The following is a 17095-nucleotide window of genomic DNA, read 5'->3' as shown; positions in this document are numbered from 1 at the left end:
TAAAGGGCGCTGCGGCACCGACTCAGGACCGGGTGCCGGTGTAGTAGCTGCGGTACCACTGGACGAAATGGCCCAGGCCTTCATCCAGGGGCACCTGGGGTCCGAAACCGGTGAGGTTTTCCAGGGCGCTGACATCGGCACAGGTGTTGAGCACGTCACCGGGCTGCAGGGGCAGGTACTCCACCTGGGCCTGGCGGCCGAGGAGCCGCTCCAGGGTGCTGACGTAGTCCTTGAGCTCCACCGGGCGCTGGCCACCGATGTTGAACAGGCGCCACGGCGCCATGCTGGTGGAGGGGTCCGGCTGTTCGCGATCCCACAGCGGGTCCCGCGCCGGTGGCTTGTCCAGCAGGCGCACCAGGGATTCGACGATGTCGTCGATGTAGGTGAAGTCGCGCTGGTGCATGCCGTAGTTGAACAGCTTCAGCGGACGCCCCTGGCTGATGGCGTCGGCAAACAGGATCGGCGACATGTCCGGCCGGCCCCAGGGCCCGTACACGGTAAAGAAGCGCAGGCCGGTGGCCGGCACGCCGAACAGGTGGCTGTAGCTGTGGGCCATCAGCTCGTTGGCTTTCTTGCTCGCCGCATACAGCGACAGCGGATGGTCGACGTTGTCGCTGACCTTGTACGGGGTCTGCTGGTTGGCCCCGTACACCGAACTGGAAGAGGCATAGATCAGGTGCTGCACCGGGAAGCGCCGGCACATTTCCAGCAGGTTGAGAAAACCGCTGAGGTTGCTGTCCAGGTAGGCCTTGGGGTTTTCCAGGGAGTAGCGCACCCCGGCCTGGGCGGCGAGGTTGATCACCACCTGGGGCCGGATCTCGGCAAACAGCCGCTCCAGCCCGGCGCTGTCGGCCAGGTCCAGGCGTTGCAGCGGGAAGTGCCCCACTTGCCGTTCCACCCAGCGCACCCGGTCGCGCTTGAGCTGGGGGTCGTAGTAGTCGTTGAAATTATCCAGCCCGGTGACCTGGTGCCCATCCTTGAGCAGACGCAGTGCGGTATGGGCGCCGATAAAACCGGCGGCTCCGGTGATCAGGATATTCATGCGCCAAGGGCCTCCGGGATGCGGTAGGGCAGGCCAATGCTCAGATAGTGCAGACCGGCGTCCGCTGCCTGTTGCGGGTTGTAGAGATTGCGCCCGTCGACGATCAGGCGGTCCTTGAGGGTGTCGCGCAGCAACTTGAAGTCCACCACGCGAAAGGCTTTCCATTCGGTGCAGATCACCAGCGCATCGGCGCCTTGCAGGGCGTCATCGCGGGTGGCGCACAGCTGCAGGTCATCACGGTAGCCGTACAGGCGCCGGCATTCGGTCATGGCTTCCGGGTCGTAGGCCTGGACCCTGGCCCCGGCATCCCACAGTGCCTGCATCAGGTAGCGGCTGGTGGCTTCGCGCATGTCGTCGGTGTTGGGCTTGAAGGCCAGGCCCCAGAGAGCAATGACCTTGCCCTGCAGGTCGTCGCCCAAGTGCGCCTTGAGCTTGCGAAACAGCACATGGCGTTGCTGCTCGTTGACGTCGCGCACGGTCTTGAGCATGTGCGGTTCCAGCCCGTGGCTTTCGGCGGTGTGGATCAGCGCCCGCAGGTCCTTGGGGAAGCACGAGCCGCCGAAGCCGGCGCCCGGGTAGATGAAGTGGTAGCCGATGCGCGGATCGGCGCCGATGCCCTTGCGCACCGCGTTGATGTCCACCCCCAGGCGTTCCGCCAAGTTGGCCATCTCGTTCATGAAGCTGATGCGGGTGGCGAGCATCGCGTTGGCCGCGTACTTGACCAGCTCGGCGCTGCGGTTGTCCATGAACATCAGTCGGTCATGGTTGTGGTTGAACGGCGCGTACAGTTCGCTCAACTGTTGGCGGGGCAGGTCATGGGCACAGCCGACGATGATCCGGTCCGGGCGCATGCAGTCGGCCACGGCCGAGCCTTCCTTGAGGAACTCCGGATTGGAGACAACGTGCACCCGTAGCTGGGATTGGCCCAGGTCCGCCAGTTGCTCGGCGACGGTTTCGACCACCAGATCGGCAGTGCCCACCGGCACCGTGGATTTGATCACCAGGGTCTTGTCGCTGAGCATCAGGCTGGCAATCTTGCGGGCCACCGCCAGGACATGGTCGAGGTCCGCCGAGCCGTCTTCGTTGGAGGGCGTGCCGACCGCGATGAAGATCACCTGGGCATGGCCCACGGCGTCGCTGGCCTGGGTGGTGAAGTGCAGTCGGCCGGCCTTTTGATTCTCTTCGATCAGGGTCGCCAGACCCGGCTCGTGAATCGGCGGAATAGAACGTTGCAGCTGGGCGATTTTCTGGCTGTCGATATCGACACACACCACGTTATGCCCGACATCGGCGAGGGCAACTGCTTGCACCAGGCCGACATAACCAGTACCGAAAACGCTGACTTCCAAGGGAACGACCTCGTCCATGATGAGTGTTGGGTGAGGCTGTGGCTCACCTTCCGCAAAAGGCGTATGGCACATTGCCGCCATCGCGCTCTTTTTTTGACACTATCACAGTGGGAAGACGTTTAATTGACGTTTTGCGGTGTTGCATAAATGACACTGCCGTTTTTCATATTCTCAGCGATTGATATAAATACATATAAATCAATGAGTTAAACTGTCTTATGAGGGTTGTAAGGTAAAGCGTCAAATAGTTGTTTCGGTATTTTCAAAAGACAAAAAATCCGACAGACGGTATGTCTAAGCGATAAAAAAATGATGCTTTTTTGCCAGCATTGACTACTGGCTATTCAGGCCGAGGGCATTTCTGATCGTTCGGACAGTTTTTGCCCGGCTGCCGATCTGATGAAAAATTGAAAAAAATGACAGGTTTATTCCTGTTTTTGCCGGTATTGGGTCGCTCGCCGTCACGCGCTGTTTTTCGACCGGGGAGTCAGACTAAAGTCGGGTTGGGGCGGTTTTGGCCATCTGCCATCATGGGCGCCCCTCATTGATTCAATCAATTCAACCTGCATTCTTTGATTTGCAGGATGAATGAGTCCTGGGTCTCTCCCTACCGACCTCGCGTCACTGATTTGTGCTGGAGCCTGTTCATGCGTCCCCCTTTTTCCCTGATCCATCCGTGCCCGCTGCTGGGCCTCGGAGCCGCCGTCCTGTGGGCTGGATTTGCCCCGTCGGTTCACGCCGACGGCTTTCTTGAGGACAGCAGCGCCAAGCTGGAATCACGCACGATCTACTTCAACCGGGATTTTCGTGACGGCCATACCAGCACCGAGCAGGGGGCTTCCAAGCGTGAGGAGTCGGCCCAGGGCTTCATCCTCAACCTGCAGTCGGGCTACACCGAAGGCACCGTGGGGTTCGGCCTGGATGCCCTGGGCATGCTGGGGATCAAGCTCGACTCCAGCCCCGACCGCAGCAACAGCGGCCTGCTGCCTTCCAGCGGACACGACCCGCGGGGCTCGGCGGACCAGTACGCCAAACTGGGCCTGACCGCCAAGGTCCGGGTCTCGCAGACCGTGTTCAAGTACGGCGCGCAACTGCCGGACCTGCCGCTGCTCAAGTACAACGACGGGCGCCTGCTGCCGACGATGTTCAATGGCGCGGTGCTGACCTCCAGGGAGGTCAAGGACCTGACCCTGACCGCCGCACGGCTCAACCGCTACACCGCCCGGGATTCCACCGACGCCCAGGACATCCGCGTGCACTGCAAGAACAAGCGCTATGCCTGCAACACCACGGCGGATCACTTCGACACCTACGGCCTGGACTACAAGTTCAACGAGCGACTGACCGGCCAGTATCACTACGCCGAGCTGGAAGACATCTACCGCCAGCATTTTGTCGGCCTGCTGGCCAACCAGCCCCTGGGCCCTGGCGTGCTCAAGGGCGACCTGCGCCTGCTCAAGAGTGCCGACACCGGCGCCGAGCGCGCCGGTGGCATCGATAACCGCGCCCTGAGCACCTTGCTCGGCTACAGCCTCAGCGGTCACACCCTGAGCGCCGGCTGGCAGCGCATGTACGGCGACAATTCGATGCCCTACCTGGATGGCAGCAACCCGTACCTGGTGAACTACGTGCAGGTCAACGACTTCGCGGCGATCCAGGAGCGTTCCTGGCAGCTGCGCTACGACTACGACTTCAAGGCCGTTGGCCTCAATGGCCTGAGTTTCCTGACCCGCTACGTCAGCGGTGACCACATCAAGGTTCCGGGCAGCCTGCGCGAAGGCCGCGAGTGGGAGCGCGACAGCGAACTCAAGTACGTGGTGCAGAGCGGCACCTTCAAGGACGTCAGCCTGCGCCTGCGCAACGCCACCTACCGCAGCAACTACCAGAAGATCGCCCGCGACATGGACGAAACCCGGCTGATCGTCAGCTACAACTTCTCCCTGCTCTGACCAGGGCCGAGGAAAAGCACCACGGCGGCACTGAATGTTGCAGGAGCTGGCTTGCCAGCGAAGGTGTCGCCCGAATCGGCGCAAGGCTGACGGGCCCCTTCGCCGGCAAGCCGGCGCCTACAGCGGTTGCAGTTGATGGCGGTAGGGCAGGTCCGGGCCGGTGCGGGTGCAGGTCAGGGCGGCGGCGTTGACGGCAAAGCGCAGCAGGGCGTCGGTCTGTTCGCGGGTCAGTTGCTCAAGGCCCTGGGGCGAGTCCAGCCCCTGCTCGGTCAGCCAGGCAATCAGCGCCGCCTGGAAGGTGTCGCCGGCGCCCACGGTGTCGGCCACTTGAACCTTGGGCGTTGCCACCGACCAGCTGCCATGCCGGGCGCTGAACACCGTCGCGCCCTGGCTGCCGCGGGTCAGGAACACCAGTCGGGCATTGCCCTGCAGCCATCCCTGGATCAGCGTCTGCGGCGCTTGCCCGGGGTAGAGCAGGGTCAGGTCTTCGTCACTGACCTTGATCAGGTCGGCGTACCCGGCCAGTTCGGCGATGCGCTGGCGCCACAGTTGGATATCCGGCTGCGGGTTGAGCCGCACATTGGGGTCGAGGCTGATCAGCCGCCGCCCGCGCTCGCGGCGCACCAGGGCCAGCAGGGTGTCGGCAATCGGCTGCACCACCAGGGCAAACGAGCCGACATGCAGCCCGCGCACCCCGGCGTCCAGCTCCGGCAGGTGTTCTTCGAGCAATTGGCGATCGGCGCAGCCTTCGCCCCGGAAGCTGTAGTGCGGCGAGCCATCGGCGCCCACGGCGACCATGGCCAGGGTGGTCGGGGCGGCGAATTCCCGCAGGTAGTCGGTGTTCACACCTTCCTCTTGCAGCACCCGCCGCAGGCGCTGGCCCAGGTAGTCCCGGGACAGTCCGGCCAGCAGCGCGGCGTCGATGCCCAGGCGGCGCAGGCCCACCGCCACGTTGAACGGCGAACCACCGGCAATCGCCTGGAACGCCACTTTATTGGCCGGAGCACCGGCCTCATCCGCGCTGAAAAAGTCGAACAGCGCCTCGCCACACACCAAATACATAGTCATTCGCTCTTCAAAGGGTTGTCAGTCGTTGTCGGTAACCTTGGTACAACGGTTCGTAGGCCGCTACGTGTTCGGCCCGAGGCTGGGTGGCGCTGCCCGGGTCCAGGTGCACGCAGCGTTCACAGAGTGCTTGCAGATCCAGTGTCGGCTGCTGCTCCCGGCCGTGACACCAGGCGGCCTGGATCGCCGCGCCCAGGGCCGCGGCTTCGTGCTCCAGGGGGCAGATCACCGGGGTGTGCATGATATCGGCGACCATCTGCCGCCACAGCGGACTTTTTGCCCCGCCACCGATCAGGCGGATGCTCTGGCTGTGCAAGCCCGCCGCACGCAACAGATCCAGGCCGTAGCGCAAGCCGAAGGTGGTGCCTTCGACCACGGCGCGGCACAGGTTGGCCTGGGTCAGGTTGTCCAGGGTCATGCCATGCAGGCTGCCTTGGGCATGGGGCAGGGCGGGCACCCGTTCACCGTTGAAAAACGGCAACAGGCACAAGCCACCGGCGCCGATCGGCGCTTGCGCCAGGCGCTGGTTGAAGCCGGCCAGATCCAGGCCCAGCAGCTCGCGCACCAGGGTGGTGGCGTTGGTCAGGTTCATGGTGCAGATCAGCGGCAGCCAGCCACCGCTGGAGGAGCAAAAGGTGGCCACCGCCGGCTCGGGGCTGACCCATGGCTGTTCGGCAAAGGCATACACGGTGCCGGAGGACCCCAGGCTCATGGTGATGATGCCGGGCTGGATGTTGCCGGTGCCGATCGCCCCGAGCATGTTGTCGCCACCGCCGCTGGCCACCAATGCCTCCGCGCTGATGCCCAGTTGCCGGGCGATGGCGGGCTGGATGCGGCCCACCGCCTGATGCGCTTCGAGCAGGTGCGGCAAGGCCCGTTCCAGGCGTCCGCTGGGGTCGATATGGGCCAGCAGGGCGCGGTCCCAATCACGTTTGCGCACATCGAAGTAGCCGCTGCCCGAGGCGTCGCCGTACTCGCTGCAACAGCGTCCGGTCAGGCAGAAATTCAGGTAGTCGTGGGGCAGCAGGATGTGCGCGATACGCTGGAACACCTGAGGCTGCTGCTCCCGGGTCCAGAGCAGTTTCGACACCGTATAGCCCGGCGCGATGGCCAGCCCCAGACGCTCCAGGGAACCCTGGGTGCCCCCCAGCCAGTCCAGCAGGCGCTGGTTCTCGGCGCTGCTTTCGGTGTCGCACCAGAGCTTGGCCGGGCGCAGCACCTGGCCCTGGTCATCGAGCAGCACCAGCCCGTGCTGCTGGCCGGAAATCCCGACACCGAGCACCTGCCCGCCATCCACCCCGGCTGCCTGCAATGCCTGCCGGGTTGCGCCGATGCAGGCCTGCAGCCACTGCGCCGGGTCCTGCTCGCGGCGGCCATTGGCGCCGCTGATCAGGCGGTGGGGCGCGGCGCCGTGGCCCAGGACGGTGCCGCTGAGGCTGTCGAGAATCAGCGCCCTGGTGCCCTGGGTGCCGCAGTCGATGCCAAGAAAAAGCCTGGATTGAGTCATGAGGGTTCCCGGTTCCGGTGGTTGTTGGCGCTCTGGAGACTCTCCGCCTGGCCGCCCCGGCCGCTTATGGCCGGTGGCCGCTGCCGGGCCTTGGGCGAGGCGGCGAAAAGGCACGCAGGCCCTTGCCTGGCAAGCTGCCGTCCAGGGCACTTCATCGCGCCAGCAAGCGTTCCAGGGTCTGGCTCACGCCGTGTTCGCGCAAGCTGTTGAAGCAGCGTTCGAAGGCGGCGATGAACTCGGCGGAGCGCGCAATCGCCACACCGAAGATCTCCTCCACCCCCAGCAGGCGCTGGGTCAACAGACTGTCGTCGGCCACCAGGGCCTGACAGAACTCGGCCCTGGGGTCGGGGATCGAGTAGTACCTGCCGTTTTCGTCCACCCCCCGCAGGTACAGGGCCCAGGCCGCCACTACCAGGGCCGCGCGTTCGGTGTCGCGGCCATCGGCGATCAGGCGGTTGACCGTGGGCACGGTGAACTTGGGCAGCTTCGATGAACCGTCGCTGCACACCCGCTCCAGCTGATCGGCAATCGCCCGATTGGAGAAGCGCTGGATCAGGGTGTCCTTGTACGCCGCTAGGTCGATGCCCGGCACCGGCGCCAGTTGCGGGGTCACGTCCAGGTCCATGTAGTCCCGCAGGTAGGCGACGAACAACGGGTCGTCCAGGGTTTCGTGGACGAAGCGGTAGCCCTTGAGAAAACCCAGGTAGGTCAGGGCCAGGTGGCTGCCATTGAGCAGCTTGATCTTCATCTCTTCATAGGGCGTGACGTCGTCGGTGAACTGCACGCCGACCTGCTCCCAGGCCGGGCGGCCGTTGCAGAAGCGGTCTTCCAGCACCCACTGGACAAAGGGTTCGCAGACCACCGGCCAGGCGTCGTCGATGTCGTGTTCATCGTGCAGTTGCAGGCGGTGAGCGTTGCTGGTCATGGGGGTGATGCGGTCGACCATGGCGTTGGGGAAGCTGACGTGACGGGCGATCCAGTCGTGCAGGTCGGCGTCGTGGCGGGCGGCGAAGGCCAGCAGCGCCTTGCGGGTCACCGCGCCGTTGTGCGGCAGGTTATCGCAGGACATCAGGGTGAAGGCCGGGATGCCCGCGGCCCGGCGTCGAGCCAGGGCGGCGCAGAGAAAACCGAACACCGTGCGCGGCTGCCGCGGGTGGGCCAGATCGTGCTGGATCTGCGGCAGATGGAGCATGAACTCGCCAGTGCTGTCGTCGATGCAGTAGCCGCCCTCGGTGATGGTCAGGGAGACGATGCGGATCTCCGGGCTGGCCAGCTTGTCGATCAGCGCCTGGGCGCCGTCTTCGGCCAGCAGCATCTGGCTGATGGCGCCGATTACCCGCACTTCGTGGCCGTCGCCGTCACCCAGTTCAAAGAGGCTGTAGAGGTAGTCCTGGCCAGCCAGATCGTCCCGGGCGCGGCGATCCTCGGGGCGCAGGCCGATGCCACAGATGCTCCAGTCCAGGCCCAGGCCCCGGTTCATCAGGGCGTCGGTGTAATAGGCCTGGTGGGCCCGGTGAAAGCCGCCGACGCCGATGTGGGCAATGCCCTGGCGGGTGTCGGCGGGCCCGTAGGCGGGCAGCCGCACCTGGGGCGGCAATTGGCTGAGGTTCAAGCGATTGAGTTTCATGCGGGGGCTCTCGGTCATCGGGGGATCAGGCGGCGGCGCGCAGCAAGCGGGGAACGGCCTGGCCTTGGTCATCGAACAGATGGCAGTGCTCGGGGTCCAGTTGCAGGTGCAGTTGCTCGCCGTAACGGCTGGCCAGGTCACCGCGGATGCGCAGGGTCAGGGCTTCGCCGCCGCTGCTGCGGACATGGCAGAAGGTGTCGCTGCCCAGGCGCTCGGCAACGTCGGCGGTCACCGGCAGGCTGGCGCGGCCGGGCTCGCCCAGCTCCAGGTGTTCGGGGCGGATGCCCAGGGTCACCGCGCTGCCGACCTTGAGTTGCGCGCTGTGGCGGCCCAGGTGCAGGCGCGCCCCGGCCTGCAGGTGCACCTCGCACCCCTGGCTGTCGACCTGGCTGACGTGGCCCTTGAGAAAGCCCATTTTCGGCGTGCCGAGAAAGCCGGCGACAAACAGGTTGGCCGGGTTGTGATACAGCTCCAGGGGCGCGCCCACCTGTTCCACCCGGCCGCCGTTGAGCACCACCACCTTGTCCGCCAGGGTCATGGCTTCGACCTGATCGTGGGTGACGTAGATCATGGTGGCCTGCAGCTCCTGGTGCAGGCGCGCCAGCTCCAGGCGCATCTGCACCCGCAGCGCGGCATCCAGGTTGGACAGCGGTTCGTCGAACAGGAAGATCTTCGGGTTGCGCACAATCGCCCGGCCGATGGCCACGCGCTGGCGCTGGCCGCCGGACAGTTGCTTGGGCTTGCGTTCGAGCATCGGCCCCAGTTCGAGGATGCGCGCCGCCTCATCGACCTTCTTCTGCACCAGGGCCTTGTCGACCCCGGCCAGGTCCAGGGCGAAGGACATGTTCTTGCGCACGCTCATGTGCGGGTACAGGGCGTAGGTCTGGAACACCATGGCCAGGTCGCGCCTGGCCGGGCTGACTTCGGTGATGTCGCGCCCGTCCAGCTCGATGCGACCGCCGCTGACTTCCTCCAGCCCGGCGATCAGCCGCAGCAGGGTGGATTTGCCGCAGCCCGAAGGGCCGACGAAGACCACGAATTCCTTGTCGTTCACCTCAAGGTCGATGCCCTTGATGATCTCGAAGCCTTCGAAGCCTTTTTGCAGGTTGCTGATTTTCAGGTGAGCCATGGGGTGTCTCCAACAATTCGAGGGTTACTTCACTGCGCCAAAGGACAGGCCGCGCACCAGCTGTTTCTGGCTGATCCAGCCGAAGATCAGGATCGGCGCGCAGGCCAGGGTCGAAACCGCCGAGAGCTTGGCCCAGAACAACCCTTCGGGACTGGAGTAGGAGGCGATCAGCGCGGTCAGCGGGGCGGCATTGGCAGAGGTCAGGTTCAGCGACCAGAAGGCTTCGTTCCAGCACAGGATCAGCGACAGCAGCACGGTGGAAGCCAGCCCGCCCTTGGCGATGGGCAGCAGCACCCGGAGCATCTCCTGGGCCAGTGTGGCGCCGTCCAGGCGGGCGGCTTCAAGGATGTCCCGGGGGATGTCCTTGAAGTAGGTGTAAACCATCCACACCACGATCGGCAGGTTGATCAGGGTGTAGATCACGATCAGCGCAATGCGCGTGTCCAGCAGGCCGAAACTCTTGGCCAGCAGGTAGATCGGCATCAGCACGCCCACCGGCGGCAGCATCTTGGTCGAGAGCATCCACAGCAGGGTGCGCTTGGTGTGGCGGGTCTCGTAGAAGGCCATGGAGTAGGCCGCCGGCACCGCGATCAGCAGGCACAGGGCGGTGGCGCTGAAGGAGATCAGCACCGAGTTCCAGGCGTAGGCGAAGTAGTTGCTGCGCTCGTTGATGTGCAGGTAGTTCTCAAGCGTCGGCGTGAAGATGAACTGCGGCGGCGTGGCAAAGGCATCGATTTCGCTCTTGAAGCTGGTCAGCACCATCCAGAAGATCGGAAAGAAGATCAGGATCGCGATGGCCCAGGCCAGGGTGCCCAGCAGCAGGCTGCGCAGGCGTCGGGATTGTTGCAGGGTCATGGCGGGCTCCTCAGCTCTGGTCGGTCAGGTTCTTGCCGAGCATCCGCACCAGGATGATCGCGGCGATATTGGCGATGACCACGGCGATCAGGCCGCCGGCCGACGCCATGCCCACGTCGAACTGCACCAGCGCCTGGTTGTAGATCAGGTAGGCCAGGTTGGTCGAGGCGTAGCCCGGGCCGCCGTTGGTGGTGGTGAAAATTTCGGCGAACACCGAGAGCAGGAAGATGGTCTCGATCATCACCACCACCGCGATCGGCCGCGCCAGGTGCGGCAGGGTCAGGTGCCAGAAGATCGCGATGGGGCCGGCGCCATCCAGGCGTGCGGCTTCTTTCTGTTCCTGGTCCAGGGACTGCATGGCGGTCATCAGGATCAGGATGGCGAACGGCAGCCACTGCCAGGAGACGATGAGGATGATCGACAGCAGCGGGTAATGGGCCAGCCAGTCCACCGGCTGGGCGCCGAACAGCTTCCACACGGCGGCGAGGATGCCCGATACCGGGTGAAAGATCAGGTTCTTCCAGATCAGCGCGCCCACCGTGGGCATGATGAAGAACGGCGAGATCAGCAGCACCCGGACCAGGCCCCGGCCGAAGAACTCGCTGGCTTCCAGCAGGGCACTGATCAACACCCCGAACACCACGCTGATCAGCAGCACGCTGCCCACCAGCAACAGGGTGTTGGTGGCCCCGGGTACAAAGCCCGAGTCGCTGAGGAAGTAGCTGAAGTTCTCCAGGCCCACGAACGGGTTTTCACCGGGGTACAGCAGGTTGTAGCGGATCAGCGAGAAGTACAGGGTCATGCCCAGGGGCACGATCATCCACAGCAGCAACAACGCCACCGAGGGGCTGACCAGGAACCAGCCGGGGCTGGCCAGGCGACGCTTGCGGCGAGCCGCCTGCGCTGGCAGATGGAGCTTGGCAGTCGAGGTATTCATGAGGATCACAACCAGTTGGGTATGAGGGGGCGCGACACTGCGCTGGCATGGCCGGGTTGCGCGTAGGAGCTGGCTTGCCAGCGAAGGCGTCCTTGAACACTGCGCAAGACTCAAGGGCCTCTTCGCCGGCCAGCCGGCTCCTACCAGGCGTGCCGGGTTATTTCGGGTAGCCGGCGCGCTTCATTTCCCGCTCGGTGCTCTGCTGCGCGGCGGCCAGGGCCTGGTCCACCGTGCTCTGGCCGATCAGCGCCGCGGAGAACAGCTTGCCGACCTGGGTACCGATGGCCTGGAACTCGGGAATGGTCACCAGCTGGATGCCGATGTAGGGCACCGGCTTGAGGGTCGGTTTGCTGGGGTCCACCGCCTTCAGCGATTCCAGGGTGATCCGGGCGAACGGCGCGGCGTTCATGTAGGCCGCGCTGTAGGTCGAAGCCCGGGTCCCCGGCGGCACGTTGGCGATGCCGTCCTTCTCCGCCACCAGGGCTGCATATTCCTTGGAGGTGGCCCAGGTGGTGAAGGTCCTGGCGGCGTCCTTGGCCTTGGAACTGGCGGGGATCGCCAAGGACCAGGAATACAGCCAGGCGCTGCCCTTGTCGGTGACCTGATGCGGGGCAAAGGTGAAGCCCACCTGCTCGGCGACCTTGCTCTGGCTCTGGTCGGTGACAAAGGAGCCGGCGACGCTGGCGTCGACCCAGATCGCGCACTTGCCGCTGTTGAACAGCGCCAGGTTTTCATTGAAACCGTTGCTCGAAGCCCCCGGCGGGCCGGATTTCTTCATGTTGTCGACGTAGAAGGTCAGGGCGTTCTTCCACTCCGGCCCGGTGAATTCAGGCTGCCATTGCTCATTGAACCAGCGCGCGCCGTAGCTGTTGGCCAGGGTGGTGATCAGGGCCATGTTCTCGCCCCAGCCGGCCTTGCCCCGCAGGCACAGGCCGTATTGCTCCTGGCCGGGTTTGTTGAGCCTGGCGGCGAACTCGCCGATCTGCTCCCAGGTCGGCCGTTCCGGCATGCTCAGGCCGGCCTGCTGGAACAGGTCGGTGCGGTAGTAGGTCATGGAGCTTTCGGCGTAGAACGGCAGGGCATAGAGCGTGCCCTTGACCGACAGCCCCTCGCGCACCGAGGGGAAGACGTCATCCAGGTCATAGCTGGCGGGCAGGTCCTGCATCGGTTGCAGCCAGCCCTTGGCGCCCCAGAGCGCGGCCTCGTACATGCCGATGGTGAGTACGTCGAACTGCCCGCCCTGGGTGGCGATATCGGTGGTCAGGCGCTGGCGCAGGACGTTTTCTTCCAGCACCACCCAGTTGAGCTGGATGTCCGGGTGCTCGGCCTCGAAGGTTTTCGACAGCCGTTGCATGCGGATCATGTCGCTGTTGTTGACGGTGGCGATGGTCAGGGTCTGGGCGCCGAGGGTGACGCTGCTGAGGGTCATGCAGGTGGTGACGAGCAGGGCTTTGGTGCAAGGGTTCATCGGTCACTCCTGTTCTGCGCCGGTGCGGGCTGCAGAAGGACGGTTATTGTTGTTATGTCTTCTGCCGGACGAGGCAGAATGTGGGCTGATTACAGCCCGCCAACGCGGTGCTGACAAATCATCCCTGACACTTGAATCGATACTTTTTTGCACTACCGGGATAGTGGGTCGTTGGCCGTGGTCGCGGGTTGCGCGGCTTGCCCGGGTGGCGGGGCGATGCAGGGGCGGACGAATCCGTATCGGTTTTCGCTGGTGCGAGGCTGTCAACTACGGCCAAAGCCCACTGGCTTTTTCCCGGTCACTGCCTAAGATGGCGATCCCGGAATCCTTAGGAAAACGTTGGTCACGATGGCGGAAAAAGACACCATCTCCATGCAACTGGTGCGCGAGGCGCTGCTGCAAAGCTGTGCGCCGGGGGCGGCCACCGCGGAAGTGCTGAACAAGGTCGGGATTGATCCGGCGCTCCTGCAGCAGGGCTGCGCGCGCGTCCCGGCCAGCGCCTATGCCCGGCTTTGGCGGTTGTTGGCCCGGCGTCTGGATGACGAGTTTTTCGGCATGGATCCGCGCCGGCTGAAGTCCGGCAGCCTGGCCTTTCTCTGCCGCTCGGCCATGGCCCAGCCGACCCTGGCGGCGGGGCTGGATTCGGTGCTGGGCTTTCTGTCGCTGATGTTCGAACGCCTGCCGGCGCAACTGGTGCGCCAGCAGAGCCTGGCGGAAATCGTCCTGCAGGACGACGAGCATGCGCCGGGCCGGGCCTTCACCTATTTCACCTACTGGATGATCGTCCATGGCGTGGCCTGCTGGCTGGCGGGGCGGCGGATTCCGATCCTGGCGATCGAGCTGCGCTGCCCGCAGCCGGACTTCTGCGACGACTACCGGGTGATGTTCTCCGACAACCTGCGCTTTGCCCGGTCGCGCACGCGGATGATCATCGCCGCCGATTGCCTGGACCTGCCGATCAAGCGCAGCGAGGAAGAGCTCAAGCGCTTTCTGGCCCAGGCCCCGGCCAACATCCTGGTGAAGTACCGCGACCCCGAGAGCCTGGCCAGCCGCATCAAGCAACAGTTGCGGCAATTGCCCGGCGAGCAGTGGCCGGAAAGCGAAAGCCTGGCCCAGAGCCTGTGCATGTCCGCCTCGACCCTGCGCCGCCGCCTGGCCGAGGAGGGCCAGAGCTACCAGGCGCTCAAGGACAGCGTGCGCAAGGAGCTGGCGATTGTCTGGCTGGCGGAGCCGCAACTGAGTTTCGCCGAGATAGCCGGGCGCCTGGGGTTTGCCGACACCAGTTCGTTCTACAAGGCGTTTCGCAAATGGTCCGGCTCCAACCCCGGGCATTACCGCAGCCTGATCCTCAACGACCCGGACCTCTCGTAGGAAGCGGCTTGCCGACAAAGGGGCCGCAAGCCCTGCGCCGCCCCGGCCGACGCCTTCGCTGGCAAGCCAGCTCCTACAGCAGTCAGATACACCGTGCAGTTCCCTGTAGGAGCCGGCTTGCCGGCGAAGAGGCCCGCAAGCCGTGCACCACTGCGGTTGCGCCTGCGCCGGCAAGCCGGTTCCTGCAACGAGCGCGGGGCCTGCCGGTCGCCACGGCCGGGGTGGGTTCTTGGCCAAACCGGTCACGCAACTTGATAGCTTTGACCATTGTCGCGCGAGGGCTCTGGCGCCAGTATTTCCCTGCTTTTCATGAGGTTCCCATCCTAATAAGAACAGTGAGGGATTCAGGCAATGCGCAACTACCAGTCCGCCATCAAGGATTTCAATTATCAGCACTGTGTCGACGCCGCCCTGGCGGGTTCGCTGTCGGCGCTCAATGCCTGCGTCGAATGTTGTGACCGGCATGCGTTGCCCGGGCGCATCGCGCTGTTCTGGGAGGGCCGCGACGGTAGCAGCGCCACCTATACCTTCACTGAACTGCAGGACAAGGCCGCACGCCTGGCCAATTTCTTCCTGGCCCAGGGGGTCGGCAAGGGCGACAAGGTCGCCGGGCTGCTGCCGCGCAATGTCGAGTTGCTGATCACGGTGCTGGCCACCTGGCGCATCGGCGCGGTGTACCAGCCGCTGTTCACCGCCTTTGGCCCCAAGGCCATCGAACACCGCCTCAACAGTTCAAAGGCCAAGCTGGTGATCTGCGACGCGGTGAACCGACCGAAGCTGGCGGAAGTCGCCGAGTGCCCGACCGTCGTCACGGTCGCGGCGGCCAAAGGGCAGGGCATCGTGCGCGGCGATTTCAGTTTCTGGGCCGAGCTGGAACAGTACCCGGCCCAGTGCGAGCCGGTGCTGCTGACCGGCGAAGACCCGTTCCTGTTGATGTTCACCTCGGGCACCACCGGCCCGTCGAAAGCCCTGGAAGTGCCGCTCAAGGCCATTGTCGCGTTCCAGAACTACTCCCGCGACGCGGTGGACCTGCGCCCCGAGGATGCGTTCTGGAACGTCGCCGACCCGGGCTGGGCCTACGGCATCTATTTCGGCGTTACCGGGCCGCTGGGCCTGGGTCACCCGATCACCTTCTACGATGGCCCCTTCACCCTGGAAAGCACCTGCCGGGTGATCAACAAGTACGGCATCACCAACCTCACCGGCTCGCCTACGGCCTACCGCCTGCTGATCGCCGGCGGCGACCAGTTCGCCCGTTCGATCAAGGGGCGCCTGCGCATCGTCAGCAGCGCCGGTGAGCCGCTGAACCCGGAGGTCATCCGCTGGTTCGCCGAACAGCTGGACGTGGTGATCCACGACCATTACGGCCAGACCGAGCTGGGCATGGTGCTGTGCAACCACCACGGCCTGGACCACCCGGTGCATGTCGGCGCCGCCGGTTTCGCCTCGCCCGGCCACCGCATCGTGGTGCTGGACGAAGAGTACCGCGAGCTGGGTGTCGGCCAGCCGGGCATCCTGGCCATCGACCGTAGCCAGTCGCCGATGTGCTGGTTCGCCGGTTACGCCGGGGTGCCGACCAAGGCGTTCGTCGGTGACTACTACCTCAGCGGCGACACCGTCGAGCTGAACCAGGACGGCAGCATCAGCTTCGTCGGCCGCAGCGACGATGTAATCACCACATCCGGCTACCGGGTCGGTCCCTTCGACGTGGAAAGTGCCCTGATCGAACACCCGGCGGTGGTGGAGGCGGCGGTGGTGGGCAAGCCCGATCCGGAGCGCACCGAGCTGGTCAAGGCCTTCGTGGTGCTCAGCGAGCAGTACCGCGCCACGCCGGAGCTGGCCGAGGAGCTGCGCCAGCATGTGCGCAAGCGCCTGGCGGCCCATTCCTACCCCCGTGAAATCGAATTTGTCAGTGATTTGCCCAAGACCCCCAGCGGCAAATTGCAGCGCTTTATCTTGCGCAACCAGGAAATCGCCAAGGCTCAAGAGGCCGCGGCGTCAACAGCTACCGCGTAAACAGGATTGAAACGATGCAGATCGCAAACAAGGTTTTTCTCGTCAGTGGTGGTGCTTCCGGCCTCGGTGCGGCCAGCGCTGAAATGCTGGTGGCCGCCGGCGCCAAGGTGATGCTGGTGGACCTCAATGCCGAGGCCGTGGCGGCCCGGGCCCAGCAACTGGGCTGCCACAGCGTGGTGGCGGACATCAGCCAGGAGGCCGCGGCCGAAGCGGCGGTGCAGGCCACGGTCAAGGCCTTTGGCGGGCTCAACGGCCTGGTCAACTGTGCCGGCATCGTGCGCGGCGAGAAGGTCCTGGGCAAGAACGGCCCCCATGCCCTGGCCAGCTTCAGCCAGGTGATCAACGTCAACCTTATCGGCAGCTTCAACCTGCTGCGCCTGGCCGCGGCGGCCATTGCCGAAAGCGCGGCCGATGCCGATGGCGAGCGCGGGGTGATCATCAACACCGCCTCCATCGCCGCCTTCGACGGGCAGATCGGTCAGGCCGCCTATGCGGCGTCCAAGGGCGCCATCGCCAGCCTGACCCTGCCGGTGGCCCGCGAGCTGGCGCGTTTCGGCATTCGGGTGATGACCATTGCCCCAGGGATTTTCGAAACCCCGATGATGGCCGGCATGAGCGACGAAGTGCGCGCCGGTCTGGCCGCCGGGGTGCCGTTCCCACCGCGCCTGGGCAAGCCCGCCGAGTACGCCGCGCTGGTGCGGCATATCATTGAAAACAGCATGCTCAACGGCGAGGTGATCCGTCTCGACGGCGCCTTGCGCATGGCCGCCAAGTAAGGAG

General features: G+C 64.9%; 13 protein-coding genes. 4 read left to right on the top strand and 9 right to left on the bottom strand.

The window, feature by feature from the left end; all coding sequences use genetic code 11:
- Positions 1–22: 22 nt before the first annotated feature.
- Complete coding sequence (locus tag PST29_RS15605; RefSeq protein ID WP_060839340.1) at positions 23–1042, bottom strand: NAD-dependent epimerase; 1020 nt, start codon at positions 1040–1042, stop codon at positions 23–25.
- Complete coding sequence (locus tag PST29_RS15600; protein WP_060841947.1) at positions 1039–2391, bottom strand: UDP-glucose dehydrogenase family protein; 1353 nt, start codon at positions 2389–2391, stop codon at positions 1039–1041. The genes PST29_RS15605 and PST29_RS15600 overlap by 4 nt, the downstream gene beginning before the upstream one ends.
- Positions 2392–3038: 647 nt before the next feature.
- Here PST29_RS15600 and PST29_RS15595 point away from each other — a divergent pair.
- Entirely contained in the window at positions 3039–4340 is a 1302-nt protein-coding gene (locus PST29_RS15595; RefSeq protein ID WP_060843614.1) for an OprD family porin, read from the top strand.
- 117 nt (positions 4341–4457) lie between these two features.
- Here PST29_RS15595 and PST29_RS15590 read toward each other — a convergent pair whose 3' ends face one another.
- From PST29_RS15590 to PST29_RS15560, 7 genes are all read right to left on the bottom strand, one after another.
- A complete protein-coding gene (locus PST29_RS15590) occupies positions 4458–5402 on the bottom strand; it encodes a carbohydrate kinase family protein (RefSeq protein ID WP_060839338.1) in 945 nt (314 codons plus the stop codon).
- Between the two features lie 13 nt (positions 5403–5415).
- Complete coding sequence (xylB, locus tag PST29_RS15585) at positions 5416–6912, bottom strand: xylulokinase (protein WP_060843613.1); 1497 nt, start codon at positions 6910–6912, stop codon at positions 5416–5418.
- A gap of 151 nt (positions 6913–7063) precedes the next feature.
- On the bottom strand, positions 7064–8539 hold the full coding sequence (locus PST29_RS15580) for a mannitol dehydrogenase family protein (protein WP_060845133.1): 1476 nt from the start codon (positions 8537–8539) through the stop codon (positions 7064–7066).
- 25 nt (positions 8540–8564) lie between these two features.
- Positions 8565–9668: an ABC transporter ATP-binding protein gene (locus tag PST29_RS15575; RefSeq protein ID WP_060839335.1), complete on the bottom strand. Its 1104-nt coding sequence runs from the start codon at positions 9666–9668 to the stop codon at positions 8565–8567.
- Between the two features lie 24 nt (positions 9669–9692).
- The gene (locus tag PST29_RS15570) at positions 9693–10523 is read right to left on the bottom strand and encodes a carbohydrate ABC transporter permease (RefSeq protein ID WP_060843612.1); all 831 of its coding nucleotides are present in this window, start codon (positions 10521–10523) and stop codon (positions 9693–9695) included.
- A gap of 10 nt (positions 10524–10533) precedes the next feature.
- A complete protein-coding gene (locus PST29_RS15565) occupies positions 10534–11460 on the bottom strand; it encodes a carbohydrate ABC transporter permease (RefSeq protein ID WP_060843611.1) in 927 nt (308 codons plus the stop codon).
- A 157-nt stretch (positions 11461–11617) separates the two neighbouring features.
- Positions 11618–12928, bottom strand: coding sequence for an ABC transporter substrate-binding protein (locus PST29_RS15560; RefSeq protein ID WP_060843610.1), 1311 nt, complete (start codon positions 12926–12928; stop codon positions 11618–11620).
- A 348-nt stretch (positions 12929–13276) separates the two neighbouring features.
- Between PST29_RS15560 and PST29_RS15555 the strand changes: the two genes are divergently transcribed.
- The 3 genes from PST29_RS15555 to PST29_RS15545 all read left to right on the top strand — a co-directional run bounded on the left by PST29_RS15555 (position 13277) and on the right by PST29_RS15545 (position 17091).
- A complete protein-coding gene (locus tag PST29_RS15555; protein ID WP_060839331.1) occupies positions 13277–14299 on the top strand; it encodes an AraC family transcriptional regulator in 1023 nt (340 codons plus the stop codon).
- 351 nt (positions 14300–14650) lie between these two features.
- A complete protein-coding gene (locus tag PST29_RS15550) occupies positions 14651–16315 on the top strand; it encodes an AMP-binding protein (RefSeq protein WP_060843609.1) in 1665 nt (554 codons plus the stop codon).
- A gap of 14 nt (positions 16316–16329) precedes the next feature.
- Positions 16330–17091: an SDR family NAD(P)-dependent oxidoreductase gene (locus PST29_RS15545; protein WP_060843608.1), complete on the top strand. Its 762-nt coding sequence runs from the start codon at positions 16330–16332 to the stop codon at positions 17089–17091.
- Positions 17092–17095 lie beyond the last annotated feature (4 nt).

It is taken from the genome of Pseudomonas sp. St29, from assembly GCF_001547915.1.
Taxonomy (GTDB): Bacteria; Pseudomonadota; Gammaproteobacteria; order Pseudomonadales; family Pseudomonadaceae; genus Aquipseudomonas.
Note: the sequence above shows the minus strand (reverse complement) of the source record. Positions and strands in the feature narration are given on the sequence as shown.